Origin of the sequence: Neobacillus terrisolis, assembly GCF_051233475.1 — a bacterium.
In the GTDB taxonomy this organism is placed as follows: domain Bacteria; phylum Bacillota; class Bacilli; order Bacillales; family Cytobacillaceae; genus Bacillus_BU.
Genome location: NZ_JBKFGH010000030.1, coordinates 60,346 through 73,874, shown reverse-complemented (window position 1 = coordinate 73,874; position 13,529 = coordinate 60,346). Strand labels below are relative to the sequence as shown.

Annotated in this window: 14 protein-coding genes and 1 other annotated feature; all 14 genes read left to right on the top strand. The window is 39.4% G+C overall.

Features of this window, described 5'->3' with window-relative positions:
- Window positions 1-20 precede the first annotated feature (20 nt).
- Window positions 21-1,307 (top strand): cell division protein FtsA, encoded by a 1,287-nt coding sequence (gene ftsA / locus ACI48O_RS18145; protein ID WP_435563264.1) that lies wholly within the window; start codon window positions 21-23, stop codon window positions 1,305-1,307.
- 41 nt (window positions 1,308-1,348) lie between these two features.
- A complete protein-coding gene (ftsZ, locus tag ACI48O_RS18140) occupies window positions 1,349-2,488 on the top strand; it encodes a cell division protein FtsZ (protein ID WP_435563263.1) in 1,140 nt (379 codons plus the stop codon).
- Between the two features lie 447 nt (window positions 2,489-2,935).
- Window positions 2,936-3,871 (top strand): sigma-E processing peptidase SpoIIGA, encoded by a 936-nt coding sequence (gene spoIIGA / locus ACI48O_RS18135; protein ID WP_435563262.1) that lies wholly within the window; start codon window positions 2,936-2,938, stop codon window positions 3,869-3,871.
- A 47-nt stretch (window positions 3,872-3,918) separates the two neighbouring features.
- On the top strand, window positions 3,919-4,638 hold the full coding sequence (sigE, locus tag ACI48O_RS18130; protein ID WP_435563261.1) for an RNA polymerase sporulation sigma factor SigE: 720 nt from the start codon (window positions 3,919-3,921) through the stop codon (window positions 4,636-4,638).
- Window positions 4,639-4,813: 175 nt separating this feature from the next.
- Window positions 4,814-5,593, top strand: a complete 780-nt coding sequence (sigG, locus tag ACI48O_RS18125; protein ID WP_435563260.1) for an RNA polymerase sporulation sigma factor SigG — start codon at window positions 4,814-4,816, stop codon at window positions 5,591-5,593.
- 99 nt (window positions 5,594-5,692) lie between these two features.
- Complete coding sequence (locus ACI48O_RS18120; protein ID WP_435563259.1) at window positions 5,693-5,965, top strand: YlmC/YmxH family sporulation protein; 273 nt, start codon at window positions 5,693-5,695, stop codon at window positions 5,963-5,965.
- A gap of 67 nt (window positions 5,966-6,032) precedes the next feature.
- Window positions 6,033-6,851: a peptidoglycan editing factor PgeF gene (gene pgeF / locus ACI48O_RS18115; RefSeq protein WP_435563258.1), complete on the top strand. Its 819-nt coding sequence runs from the start codon at window positions 6,033-6,035 to the stop codon at window positions 6,849-6,851.
- Between the two features lie 8 nt (window positions 6,852-6,859).
- Window positions 6,860-7,549: a YggS family pyridoxal phosphate-dependent enzyme gene (locus ACI48O_RS18110; RefSeq protein ID WP_435563257.1), complete on the top strand. Its 690-nt coding sequence runs from the start codon at window positions 6,860-6,862 to the stop codon at window positions 7,547-7,549.
- A 1-nt stretch (window position 7,550) separates the two neighbouring features.
- On the top strand, window positions 7,551-7,988 hold the full coding sequence (locus ACI48O_RS18105; protein ID WP_435563256.1) for a cell division protein SepF: 438 nt from the start codon (window positions 7,551-7,553) through the stop codon (window positions 7,986-7,988).
- 6 nt (window positions 7,989-7,994) lie between these two features.
- Window positions 7,995-8,255: a YggT family protein gene (locus ACI48O_RS18100; protein WP_435563255.1), complete on the top strand. Its 261-nt coding sequence runs from the start codon at window positions 7,995-7,997 to the stop codon at window positions 8,253-8,255.
- Window positions 8,256-8,345: 90 nt separating this feature from the next.
- Window positions 8,346-9,119: a YlmH family RNA-binding protein gene (locus tag ACI48O_RS18095; protein WP_435563254.1), complete on the top strand. Its 774-nt coding sequence runs from the start codon at window positions 8,346-8,348 to the stop codon at window positions 9,117-9,119.
- Between the two features lie 81 nt (window positions 9,120-9,200).
- Window positions 9,201-9,713: a DivIVA domain-containing protein gene (locus ACI48O_RS18090; protein ID WP_435563253.1), complete on the top strand. Its 513-nt coding sequence runs from the start codon at window positions 9,201-9,203 to the stop codon at window positions 9,711-9,713.
- A 64-nt stretch (window positions 9,714-9,777) separates the two neighbouring features.
- Window positions 9,778-10,013 (top strand) — a binding site (T-box leader).
- 77 nt (window positions 10,014-10,090) lie between these two features.
- Entirely contained in the window at window positions 10,091-12,856 is a 2,766-nt protein-coding gene (gene ileS / locus ACI48O_RS18085) for an isoleucine--tRNA ligase (RefSeq protein ID WP_435563252.1), read from the top strand.
- 336 nt (window positions 12,857-13,192) lie between these two features.
- Window positions 13,193-13,483 carry a TraR/DksA C4-type zinc finger protein gene (locus tag ACI48O_RS18080; RefSeq protein ID WP_435563251.1) on the top strand — a complete coding sequence of 97 codons (291 nt, stop codon included), beginning with the start codon at window positions 13,193-13,195 and terminating at the stop codon, window positions 13,481-13,483.
- Window positions 13,484-13,529: the final 46 nt, after the last annotated feature.

The window sequence follows — 13,529 nt, the reverse complement described above, 5'->3', positions numbered from 1 at the left end:
TGAAAAGGAGGTGCCAATGAATGAACAGCAATGAAATATATGTAAGTCTTGACATCGGTACATCCAGTGTAAAAGTAATCATTGGTGAAATGGTCAACGACTCCTTAAATATTATTGGTGTTGGCAATGTGAAGTCCGAGGGTTTGCGGAAGGGCTCCATTGTGGATATAGATGATACCGTTCATTCAATAAAACGGGCGATCGAACAAGCTGAGCGCATGATTGGTATGGAAATACGACAGGTAATTGTAGGGGTCACTGGGAATCACGTATCTTTGCAGCCCTGTCATGGTGTAGTTGCAGTATCCAGCGATAACCGTGAAATTTCTGATGAAGATGTTGCACGGGTAATCGATGCTGCCCAAGTTGTTTCGATTCCTCCAGAACGAGAAATCATTGATGTCATTCCTAAGCAGTTTATTGTAGACGGATTAGATGAAATTACAGATCCGCGTGGTATGATAGGTGTCCGCCTTGAAATGGAAGGGACAATTATCACGGGTTCCAAAACAATCCTACATAATACACTTCGATGCGTAGAACGCGCGGGATTAGATATTTTAGACATTACCTTACACCCATTAGCAGCCGGATCATTTGCATTATCCAAAGATGAAAAAAGTCTTGGGGTGGCTTTAGTTGATATTGGTGGTGGTTCAACTACTATCGCTGTATTTGAAAATGGTTACCTACAGGCTACAAGTGTGATTCCAGTTGGCGGAGACCACATTACAAAGGATATTTCGGTGGGACTTAGAACATCAACAGAAGATGCTGAGAAAATCAAAATGAAGTATGGACATGCTTTTTATGATCATGCGTCAGAAGAGGAAGTTTTTAGTGTGCCGACTATCGGCAGTGATCAGCATCAACAATTTAATCAGGTTGAATTATCAGATATTATTGAAGCGCGTATGGAAGAAATATATGAGTTAATTCAAGCGGAGATTAAGCGTCTTGGATTTAGAGATCTTCCGGGAGGAATTGTTCTAACTGGAGGGGTTGCCAATATGCAGGGTGTACTGGAGTTGGCACAAGTTATATTCCAGAACCGTGTCAGAATGGCGATTCCTGATTATATTGGTGTTCGTGAGCCGCAATACACAACAGCTGTTGGATTAATCCAATTTGCCTATAAAAATGCTAGATTAAAAGGCAAAAAGCTTGACCAATATTCCCCTGGGCAAGAGTATAAGGAAAAGCGTGTTCAGAAACAGCCGCAGCCAAAAGCAAAGCCAGAAAAACCAGTTCAGGAAGAAAAAATGACAACAAGAATGAAAAAGTTCTTAGGATACTTTTTTGAGTAACCGGCTATCAGGAATAACGACGAATTAGGAGGATTTGTCATATGTTGGAGTTTGATACAAATTTAGATCAACTTGCTACAATAAAAGTCATCGGCGTTGGTGGCGGCGGAAACAATGCAGTAAATCGAATGATCGAGCATGGGGTTCAAGGTGTAGACTTTATTGCAGTCAATACGGACGCCCAAGCTTTAAATTTATCTAAAGCAGAAATTAGAATGCAAATTGGCGGAAAATTAACCCGTGGTTTAGGTGCAGGTGCCAATCCTGAGGTAGGAAAAAAAGCCGCGGAGGAAAGCCGTGAACAAATAGAAGAAGCTTTAAAAGGTGCTGACATGGTCTTTGTAACCGCTGGTATGGGTGGAGGCACAGGAACTGGTGCAGCTCCTGTTATCGCGCAAATTGCTCGAGAATTAGGGGCTCTTACTGTTGGTGTTGTAACACGACCTTTCACATTCGAAGGAAAAAAACGGGCTGGACAAGCAGCTGGAGGAATCGCTGCAATGAAAGAAGCAGTCGACACTCTAATTGTCATTCCAAATGACCGTTTATTAGAAATTGTTGATAAGAGCACACCAATGCTTGAAGCATTCCGTGAGGCAGACAATGTTCTTCGCCAAGGGGTTCAAGGTATTTCCGATTTGATTGCCGTTCCAGGATTAATTAACCTAGATTTCGCCGATGTTAAAACGATTATGTCCAGCAAAGGCTCAGCGTTGATGGGGATTGGTATTGCATCAGGAGAAAATCGTGCAACCGAGGCAGCTAAAAAAGCTATTTCCTCTCCTCTTTTGGAAACATCTATCGATGGCGCACAGGGCGTCCTAATGAATATTACCGGTGGAACGAACTTAAGTCTTTATGAAGTTCAGGAAGCTGCAGACATTGTTGCAACTGCATCCGATCAAGAGGTTAATATGATTTTTGGTTCCGTAATCAATGAGAACCTAAAGGATGAAATTGTGGTTACGGTAATTGCGACAGGATTTAATGAGGAAGTCGTTCAACCGAAAATGGTTAGACCAGCATTCGGTCAAATTAAACCAGGCTTAAATTCAATGAAGCGTGAACCTAAACGGGAAGAGATTCAACAAGAACCAGTTCGTCCATCTCAAACGCCTCAGCAAGCAGAAGACACATTAGATATACCAACCTTCTTACGAAACCGTAATAGAAGACATTAATAACTACAAAAAACATGGCTCAACTCAGAGTCATGTTTTTTTATTTTTAGGCTGTGTTAAAGAACAATGTTGAGTTTTGAGCACTCTGCTGATTGGAGCGGAAGGCGCTTGACTCCTGCGGGAGCAGTGGGACAGGTGAGACCCCACAGGAGCTTTAGCTCCGAGGAGGCTCACCGCCCGCCCCGCGGAAAGCAAGCGCCTGGAGCGGAAATCAACAGTCAAGTTTAACACAGCCTATTTTTAAAATATATTTTCAAGCTAAATATTATGACAAAAACCGAATCGAATAGTGAAAACTTCCCCTTTTTTGTGTACAGGAAGTGACATACTTCTGTTACCTTGATACGTTATACTTTTTCGTAACGGATACTAGAAAACCTTAATAACTTTTAATGCCGAAGTAGCGATTTAAAAAATAGTAACGGTCGATAGGAAGGGGGGTACAAAGTGACCGTCTACCTCGATGTTATATGGGGCTTGAATGTTTTATTTGATAGTCTTCTTCTATTTTTAACTGCAATTATTTTAAAAAGGCAGGTTTCGAAATGGAGAATAGTAAGCGGTGGTTTACTCGGTTCCGTCATCATATTACTAGTCGTTACCCCGCTTCAGCCTTATGCTGGCCACCCTATAACAAAATTACTATTTTCAGTTTTTATGGTGATAATCGCCTTTGGTTATAAGAGATTTCGTTACTTTATTACAGGATTAATGACCTTTTATTTCACGACTTTTTTGATAGGTGGTGCCTTAATAGGGACTCATTACTTTGTCAATTTTGATTTCGAATTATCTTCATCTGTGATGCTGGCAAGTGTTAAGGGGTTTGGAGACCCGATTAGTTGGTTATTTGTCCTGCTTGGTTTTCCAATCGCTTGGCATTTCTCAAAAACAAATATTGAAAAAGTGGAAATCGCTAAAATTCAATATGACCATTTAGTAAGAGTAGAGATTTTTATCGAAGAGATGAAGTTTACCTTTCAAGGATTAGTTGATAGTGGCAATCAACTATATGATCCTATTTCAAAAGCACCGGTAATGCTAATCTCGGTCAAAAAATGTTTAGATGAACTTCCTGCACCACTACTTTTACTAGCTCAAAATCCAGAAGCTGTGTTATTTGGCAATGAGAATGTCCCAAGTGATATAGAGGGGAAGATAAGGATTATACCGTGCAAAGTAGTCGGAAAGGAACATCAGCTCATTATTGCCTTAAAACCGGATCAAATCGTCATTTACCAAGAACAGCACTGCTATATCAATAAAAAAGGGTTAATCTCATTCACTATGCAGGAGCTGTCCAGTGAGGATTCTTTTCAATGTATCGTTCATCCTAAAATGTTGTCAGGTCCAAAAGACTGCGCTTCCACAAAAGTGAGCTAATAATACTATACGAAGGTACACAAAATTTTAGAAGGTGAGGACAAATTATGAAAAGAATCAAACTACGCCTTTCCTATTATTGGTATAAGTTATTGATGAAATTGGGTTTAAAAAGTGATGAAGTTTATTATATTGGCGGAAGTGAGGCCTTACCACCACCATTAACAAAGGAGGAAGAAGAGGTTCTCTTAAAAAAGCTTCCAAATGGAGATAAAACAGCACGAGCTATGCTGATTGAGCGTAACCTGCGCCTAGTCGTCTACATTGCCAGAAAATTTGAAAACACGGGAATCAATATTGAAGACTTGATTAGCATTGGGACAATTGGATTAATAAAAGCGGTTAATACGTTTAACCCCGAAAAGAAAATCAAATTGGCTACATATGCTTCACGATGTATAGAAAATGAAATTCTGATGTATTTAAGAAGGAATAATAAAATCCGCTCAGAAGTGTCGTTTGATGAGCCATTGAATATTGATTGGGATGGGAACGAATTGCTTCTTTCGGATGTACTTGGAACAGAAGATGACATCATTACGAAGGATTTGGAGGCTAATGTAGACAGAAAATTATTAGTTAAGGCACTACATCAGCTCTCAGATCGCGAAAAACAAATAATGGAGCTAAGATTTGGGCTTGGAAGTGGTGAGGAAAAAACTCAAAAGGATGTAGCAGATATGCTAGGAATATCACAGTCCTATATTTCAAGATTAGAAAAAAGGATTATTAAAAGGCTAAGGAAAGAATTTAATAAGATGGTTTAATTGCGCAAACCACTATTTTCTAATTTTTTTTTATAACTTTTTGGTGGAATTTCCCTAATAACCATCACCTTTATCCCAAAACGGACTGATTTAGTCGTTTAGGGCTTGTGCATATTTTTCCTTCTCGAGGAGATACTGTACTTTGTACAGCAACTCCTATGAGGAGGGAAAAGGATTGACTCGAAACAAGGTTGAAATTTGCGGGGTAGACACATCAAAGCTTCCAGTTTTAAAAAATGAGGAAATGCGAGAGCTCTTCAGGCAAATGCATAAGGGAGATATTACTGCTCGGGAAAAACTTGTTAATGGCAACCTTCGCTTAGTGCTTAGTGTCATTCAACGTTTTAATAACCGTGGTGAATTTGTAGACGACCTGTTCCAGGTTGGCTGTATCGGTCTTATGAAATCAATTGATAATTTTGATCTAAGTCAAAACGTGAAATTTTCCACTTATGCTGTTCCAATGATTATTGGAGAAATTCGCCGTTACCTTCGGGATAATAATCCGATTAGGGTTTCCCGTTCACTACGAGATATTGCCTATAAGGCACTGCAGGTTAGAGAGAGGCTAATGAGCGAAACATCCCGCGAACCAACAGCTGAGGAAATTGCCAAAGTCCTTGAGGTATCTCATGAAGAAATCGTCTTTGCGCTTGATGCCATTCAAGATCCTGTCTCATTATTTGAGCCGATTTATAATGATGGCGGAGATCCAATCTATGTAATGGATCAGCTAAGTGATGAGCGAAATAAAGATACACAATGGATAGAAGAAATTGCCCTAAAAGAAGGGATGCGGCGATTGAATGAAAGAGAGAAGCTAATCCTGAGAAAGCGTTTCTTTCAGGGTAAAACTCAAATGGAAGTGGCTGAAGAAATTGGAATTTCTCAAGCACAAGTTTCTCGTTTAGAGAAAGCTGCCATTAAGCAAATGAATAAAAATATTCAACACTAAGCTGCCGATTGGCAGCTTTTCGTATTTTTTCGAATGAAACCATTATTTTTCTTCATATGAATCATATACTTCAATAGAATGGTTTGCAGGGGTGAAGAGATGGTTAAAATTTCTGATTTTCAAATAAAAGATGTTGTGAATGTTTTCGATGGGAAAAGACTAGGAAATATCGGGGATATTGATATTAATTTAAATACTGGGAAAATTGATGCTGTCGTCATCGGCGGTTCGGGAAAAGTGCTTGGATTGTTTGGGAGGGATGAACAAATTGTCATCCCCTGGAAGGATATCATTAAAATTGGCGAGGATGTCATTTTAGTTCGATTTAGGGATGCAGGGAATGGGAATTATCTTGAAACAGAGGTAAAGTAAGGTTTTTTTTAGTGTGAGCTTATGTTGCGATGTGGTAAACTATAGGAAAATGCGAAGAGGGATTATCATGGAGCCTTTCGTTCAAAAAGATCAAAGCTTTTTTCTAATTGATGAATGGACTAATAAGTATCCTGATTTAGTTGCGGGCTTTACAACCAAGCATGGCGGACTTAGTAAAGCCCCTTATGAATCGTTGAATTTTGGGTTTCATGTTGGGGATGATGGAAACACTGTAGTCCAAAATCGATCTATTTTGTCCAAAAAGCTTGGTTTTCCACTGAATCAATGGGTTGGTGCAGAACAAATTCACCAAACTAAAATACAAAAAATAGCCAAGGATAGTTGTGGGAGAGGGGCTTTTTTATACGAAGATTCGTTTGGGCAGACAGATGGCTTCTACACTTCGGAAAATGGCATCTTTCTTTCGCTTGTATTTGCAGATTGTGTACCGTTATATTTTTTTGCACCAAAGCAAAGGTTAATCGGCATTGCCCACGCTGGCTGGAAAGGTACCGCAGCTGGGATCGGCGTGGAAATGATTAATCATTTTCGTCAAGAGGGGATTAACCCTGAGGAAATTCTAGCGGCCATTGGTCCGTCTATTTGCGGAAAATGTTATATCGTTGACGAACGTGTCATTTCACTTTTGCAAAATAAGCTAGTAGGTGTCGAAGAAAAGCCTTATAATTTAATAAAAGAGAATCAATACCAACTTAGCCTGCCTTTGGCAAATAAACTTATGTTAAAGGCTGCAGGTGTTAAGGAAGAAAATATAATCAATACAAATTTATGTACGAGCTGTCAGAACGAATTATTTTTTTCACACCGAAAAGATAAGGGGCAAACTGGAAGAATGATTAGCTTTATCGGCTGGAAGGAGGCTTAACAGCTAAAATGAATGTATCAGAAAATCTAAAAACAATCCAGCAGCAAATAAATGATGCCTGCATTAAATCTGGGCGAAATCCTTCCGAAATTACCATTATTGCTGTTACAAAATATGTTAGTATAGAGCGGGCTCAAGAAGCTTTGGCTGCGGGAGTCGAGCATTTAGGGGAAAATCGTGACGATGGTTTATTAAAGAAATGGAATGTATTACAGGACAAGCCTTCTTGGCATTTTATCGGATCCCTGCAAACACGAAAAGTGAAAAATGTAATCGATAAAGTGGATTATATCCATTCTGTAGACCGCTTGTCATTAGCAGAAGAAATTAATAAACGGGCAACAAAACCGATCAAATGTCTCGTTCAAGTTAATGTTTCAGGTGAGGAGTCCAAGCACGGATTAGAACCGGAACAAGTCGTTGATTTTATCAAACAGCTTAAGGATTATCCTAATGTTTTGGTAGATGGCTTAATGACGATGGCTCCATTTACAGAAAATGAAGCCGTTTTACGAGAGTGTTTTCGTCAATTAAGAAGGGTAAGGGATGAAGTAAAACATTTAAATCTGGAGCATGCCCCATGCCGTGAGCTATCAATGGGAATGTCAAACGATTTTCAAATCGCGGTTGAAGAGGGAGCAACAATGGTCCGAATTGGGACTGCACTTGTAGGAAATGAATCGGAGGAGGTGACCTGAGATGAGCCTTAAATCGAAAATTAAAACCTTCTTTTTCTTAGATGATGAGTATGAATTAGAAGAGAAAAATTATGAAGAGGAAGTCGAACCAAGGAGAGAATACAAACAACCGCAGCCATTATCTAAACAAAATGTTGTCAGCTTACAAAGTATTCAAAAGTCTTCGAAGCTTGTCTTGTGTGAACCGCGTGTTTATCCCGAAGCACAAGAAATTGCAGATCATCTTAAAAATCGCCGGTCGGTCGTTGTAAACCTGCAGCGAAGTGAGCCGAACCAAGCAAGGCAAATTGTTGATTTTTTAAGTGGAACCGTCTATGCATTAGGTGGTGAAATTCAAAAAATTGGTATGGATATATTCCTATGTACTCCAGATAATGTAGAAGTATCCGGTAATATTTCAGAATTTCTTCATGGACATGACTTACATAATATGAGGTGACGTTAAATGGATTTTTTATTTAGTGTATTAATGCAAGTGATTCAAATTTATTCATGGGCTTTGATTATATACATCCTAATGTCATGGTTTCCAAATGCACGTGACACCGGAATTGGTCGTTTACTCACAAATATTTGTGAGCCCTATTTAGAACCATTCCGCCGCATCATTCCACCACTTGGGATGATCGATATTTCACCAATTGTGGCTATTTTTGTACTGAACTTTGCGATTAGAGGTTTAGCATACTTGGCTACATTAATTTAGCTATTAATATTGCCCGGATAAGGCCCGTTCATTATGAGATGAAACGAGCCTTTCATAATCTTAATTGAAAAAGTAGAAAGGTTAGTACTAATGGATATATATCAACATTTTCGACCGGAAGAGCGAGATTTCATTGATCAAATAGTTGATTGGAAGGATTATGTTGAAGGTTCCTATACTCCAAAACTAACGGATTTTTTAGACCCTCGTGAACAGCAAATCGTTCGAACGATTATTGGTGAGCACGGGGAAGTGCAGGTTGCATTTTTTGGTGGAGTGGAGAATGCTGAAAGAAAACGCGCTCTCCTTTTCCCAGATTTCTATCAAGAGTCAGAAACCGATTTTCAAGTTTCGCTTTATGAAGTTCATTATCCAAGTAAGTTTGTTACAATTGAACATCGTCATGTACTTGGAAGTTTAATGTCTATAGGATTAAAAAGAGGAAAATTTGGTGATATTCTTTTTGATGCTTCAACGGTTCAATTTTTTGCGGCATCAGAAATTGGTAACTACCTTAATATGGAGCTAAAGAGTATTGGTAAAGCTCAGGTTCGTCTTGAAGAAATCTCTTTTGAAAATGCCGTTCATCTCCAAGAGAGTTGGCAAGAGATTTCTCTTACTGCCTCATCTCTTCGTTTAGATGCAATCATATCATCCGTCTATCCGATCTCTAGACAGAAATCGCAAATATTAATAGGACAAGGGCTAGCGAAAGTAAATTGGACCGTAATCGAATCTTCTTCGTTTGAGTGTGGAGAAGGTGACACAATCTCTGTTCGTGGGTTTGGGCGTGTAAAGCTCAATTCCATAGAGGGTAAAACAAAAAAGGACAAATGGCGAATTTTAGCGAAACTGCAAAAATAAATTTAATCTTTCAGCAGGATTATCAATGATGTTGTCGAAATAATTGTTTATACATACGAGTCTTGATTTGGAGGTGGCGTCATGCCGTTAACACCATTAGATATACACAATAAAGAATTCAGCAAGGGATTTCGAGGCTATGATGAAGATGAAGTAAACGAATTCCTTGATCAGGTGATTAAGGATTACGAATTATTAATCCGTGAAAAAAAGGAATTAGAAGAAAAGCTAAATGATCAAACAGAAAGATTGGGCCATTTTTCGAGCATTGAAGAAACCTTAAATAAATCGATTGTTATTGCCCAAGAAGCTGGAGAAGAAGTTAAACGAAGTGCCCAAAAGGAAGCAAAATTGATTATTAAGGAAGCGGAAAAGAACGCTGACCGAATTGTAAACGAATCGCTTTCAAAGGCTAGAAAAATTGCCTTAGAGATAGAGGATCTTAAGAAGCAGTCAAAAGTTTTCAGAACACGTTTTAAAATGCTTATTGAAGCTCAACTTGATCTATTAAACAATGATGATTGGGATCATTTGTTAGAATATGAACTAGATGCAGCTGAATTAAAAGCAGCAGAAGAAGATTCGTTAGCTTGACGAACGGATTGTAAATCGCATATAATGTCATAAAATAAAAGCTATCGCAAGCTTTATGTATAATTAATTGACGATGACAGGGACAGTACGTTTTTTCATTTGCTTTTTAAGCGACTCAGGGATGGTGGAAGCCTGGGAAAGCGGAAAATACGAAAAATCACCCTTGAGTTCCAGGTTGAACCCCATCCGATTGGGAAGTAAGCCTTGGCGTATTTTCACGTTACGAAAATCTAGAGGACAGATTCATGAAATTGATCTGTCAATTAGGGTGGTACCGCGGGAAACCTTCTCGTCCCTTTTTGGGATGCGAAGGTTTTTTTTGTTGGATTTTTTTAATTGATCACTAACTAAAAAATTATTTCCTAGGAGGAAAAGGAATGGATTATAAAGATACATTATTGATGCCGCAAACGGAATTTCCGATGCGTGGGAATCTTCCCAAACGCGAGCCAGATATGCAACAACAATGGGAAGAAATGGACATCTATCAAAAAGTACAAGAAAGAACAAAAGGCAGACCAATGTTTGTATTGCACGACGGACCTCCGTATGCAAACGGAGACATCCATATGGGGCATGCCTTAAACAAAATTCTTAAAGATTTTATCGTTCGTTACAAATCGATGAGCGGTTTTCAGGCACCATATGTCCCTGGCTGGGATACACACGGTTTACCTATTGAACAGGCGCTAACAAACAAGGGAGTTAAGCGTAAGGAAATGACCGTTGCTGAATTCCGGAAGCTTTGTGAGCAATACGCTTATGAGCAAATCGATAATCAGCGTGTTCAATTTAAACGACTGGGCGTTCGAGGTGATTGGGAAAACCCATATATCACATTGAAACCTGAGTATGAAGCACAGCAAATTAAAGTTTTTGGTGAGATGGCTAAAAAAGGCTATATTTATAAAGGATTGAAGCCTGTTTATTGGTCTCCTTCAAGTGAATCTGCCCTAGCTGAAGCTGAAATTGAATACCAGGATAAGCGATCAGCTTCCATTTATGTTGGCTTTAATGTTAAAGACGGAAAAGGCGTGTTGGACTCTGATACAAAAATTGTCATCTGGACAACAACTCCTTGGACGATCCCAGCTAACCTAGGTATTTCAGTTCACCCTGACCTTACGTATGTAGTCGTTGAAGCTGGCGGTGCCAAATATTTGGTTGCAGAGGCTTTATTAGAATCGGTTACGAACGAAGTAGGTTGGGAAAATCCTGCTGTTGTGAAAAAAGTAAAAGGTAGCGAATTGGAATATATTATTGCGCTTCACCCGCTTTATGGCCGTGATTCTCTTGTTATGCTTGGTGAGCATGTTACAACCGATGCTGGTACTGGGTGTGTTCATACTGCTCCAGGTCACGGGGAAGATGACTTCCATGTCGGTCAAAAATACGGATTGGATGTCTTAAATCCTGTTGATGATAAAGGGCATATGACACATGAAGCACCAGGCTTTGAAGGGTTATTTTATGAGAATGCCAATAAGCCAATTACAGAAAAGCTTGAAGAAAATGGAGCTTTATTAAAGCTTTCATTTATTACTCACTCCTATCCACATGACTGGAGAACGAAGAAGCCGGTTATTTTCCGGGCAACTGCACAATGGTTTGCCTCTATTAAAGATTTCCGTTCTGAGCTTTTAGAGGCGATTAAGGAAACAAAATGGGTTCCAGAATGGGGCGAAACACGTCTATTTAATATGGTTCGGGACCGCGGCGATTGGTGTATTTCTCGTCAACGTGCTTGGGGTGTACCAATTCCTGTGTTTTACGCAGAAAACGGTGAACCAATTATTACAGATGAAACGATCAACCATGTTTCTGCATTGTTCCGTGAGCATGGATCCAATATTTGGTTTGAGCGTGAAACAAAAGACCTTCTTCCAGAAGGATTTACTCACCCAGGAAGTCCAAATGGAACATTTACGAAGGAAACTGATATTATGGACGTTTGGTTTGATTCCGGTTCTTCGCACCAGGCTGTGTTGGAAGAACGTGATGACCTGCAGCGTCCGGCTGATCTTTATTTAGAAGGATCAGACCAATATCGCGGTTGGTTTAACTCTTCTTTATCTACTGGTGTAGCTGTTACTGGGAAGGCGCCATATAAAGGCGTGCTAAGTCATGGCTTTGCCCTTGATGGTGAAGGCAGAAAAATGAGTAAGTCGATTGGGAATGTTGTTGTACCAGCAAAAGTAATGCAACAGCTTGGAGCAGACATTTTGCGACTATGGGTTGCATCTGTTGATTATCAAGCAGATGTTCGTGTATCAGATGCCATCTTAAAGCAAGTTGCTGAAGTATATCGTAAAATCCGCAATACGTTCCGTTTCTTGTTAGGAAATCTTGCTGATTTTAACCCTGCTACGGATGCGGTTCCTTATGACCAGCTTCGTGAGGTTGACCAATTTATGCTTGTGAAGCTAAACAAGGTCATTAAGTCTGTGCGACAAGCTTATGAAAATTATGAGTTTGCAGGGATTTATCACACTGTTAATAATTTCTGTACTTTAGATTTAAGTGCTTTTTACTTAGATTTCGCTAAAGACGTGCTTTACATTGAAGCAAGTGATAATTTAGAGCGACGTTCGATTCAAACTGTTCTACACGAAAGCTTGATTGCACTTGTTAAATTGGTTACACCGATTCTCCCTCATACTGCAGACGAGGTTTGGAGTTATATCCCTTCTGCAACAGAAGAGAGTGTTCAATTAACAGACCTTCCTGAATATAAGGAACTTCCAAATGCTCAAAAGCTAGAGGAGAAATGGTCATTATTTATGAAGCTTCGGGATGATGTGTTAAAAGCGTTAGAAGAAGCAAGAAATGAAAAAGTAATCGGTAAGTCTTTAACAGCTAAAGTGACTCTTTATGTTAATGAAGAGACAAGAGAATTGCTGAATTCAATTGATGAGAATTTAATGCAGCTCTTTATCGTATCTGGTTTCGAAGTAGCTGGTACGTTTGCGGATGCACCAGAGAATGCAAGTAAATTGGATCATGCTGCGATTGTTGTTTCAAAAGCAGAAGGCGAAACTTGTGAGCGTTGTTGGATTGTCACAACTGAAGTCGGTCAAGACGCAGAGCATCCAACACTTTGCCCTCGTTGTGCCACAGTTGTTAAGGAAAATTACGCTGGATAAAAAATAAAAATGAGGCTGGCTCCGACGGGGTCAGCCTTATTTATGTTTATGCAACCAAATTGGAGGGGGAAAATGGTCGAAGCGGTCACATGAAGTGGTCATGTGACCAAAACCGAAAGGAAATATCGCGAAAGTGGTCACATGAAGTGGTCATGTGACCAAAACCAACAGAAATACGCCAAAGCGGTCACAACAACAGGCGTGAGACCTAAAAATAAACTAACAAGCAGAGATTCCGCTCTTACCATTTGTTGTTCCAATTGTCAATAGTTTTAACGTGTGCAATCAAACGTTCCGGTCATAATAAAAACAATTAACCGTAACGGAGGTATAGATATGGAAGCAAATTATGAAAAGCTCTATTCCGAACTCCGTAAAACAAAAGAGGAATTATTAGCCGGAATGAACAATAGTGAAGGCTCGCCAGTCGTTCAGTCCTTTATTAATGAAGAGATCGATGACATAGACACAGCCTTGTCCAAAATGATGACTGGGACATACGGAAAGTGCGAAATATCAGGTGAACTGATTCCATATGAAGTTCTTGAAGTGATCCCTACCATCAAAACAATTAACGAAATGGAAGTTCTAGGTTATTTTTTTCGAAAACCGATTTTAATGAATTAAATATCGTTTTTTTCTGGAGTATGCTAAAATGCAGAGGTATACATCT

Bases quoted from the DNA above. Each gene is read 5' to 3' on its own strand.
- pgeF (WP_435563258.1), top strand. From the start codon at position 6,033: ATGGAGCCTTTCGTTCAAAAAGATCAAAGCTTTTTTCTAATTGATGAA.
- ACI48O_RS18105 (WP_435563256.1), top strand. From the start codon at position 7,551: ATGAGCCTTAAATCGAAAATTAAAACCTTCTTTTTCTTAGATGATGAG.
- ileS (WP_435563252.1), top strand. From the start codon at position 10,091: ATGGATTATAAAGATACATTATTGATGCCGCAAACGGAATTTCCGATG.
- ACI48O_RS18120 (WP_435563259.1), top strand. From the start codon at position 5,693: ATGGTTAAAATTTCTGATTTTCAAATAAAAGATGTTGTGAATGTTTTC.
- ACI48O_RS18090 (WP_435563253.1), top strand. From the start codon at position 9,201: ATGCCGTTAACACCATTAGATATACACAATAAAGAATTCAGCAAGGGA.
- ACI48O_RS18080 (WP_435563251.1), top strand. From the start codon at position 13,193: ATGGAAGCAAATTATGAAAAGCTCTATTCCGAACTCCGTAAAACAAAA.
- ACI48O_RS18110 (WP_435563257.1), top strand. From the start codon at position 6,860: ATGAATGTATCAGAAAATCTAAAAACAATCCAGCAGCAAATAAATGAT.
- sigE (WP_435563261.1), top strand. From the start codon at position 3,919: ATGAAAAGAATCAAACTACGCCTTTCCTATTATTGGTATAAGTTATTG.
- ACI48O_RS18100 (WP_435563255.1), top strand. From the start codon at position 7,995: ATGGATTTTTTATTTAGTGTATTAATGCAAGTGATTCAAATTTATTCA.
- ftsA (WP_435563264.1), top strand. From the start codon at position 21: ATGAACAGCAATGAAATATATGTAAGTCTTGACATCGGTACATCCAGT.
- ftsZ (WP_435563263.1), top strand. From the start codon at position 1,349: ATGTTGGAGTTTGATACAAATTTAGATCAACTTGCTACAATAAAAGTC.
- ACI48O_RS18095 (WP_435563254.1), top strand. From the start codon at position 8,346: ATGGATATATATCAACATTTTCGACCGGAAGAGCGAGATTTCATTGAT.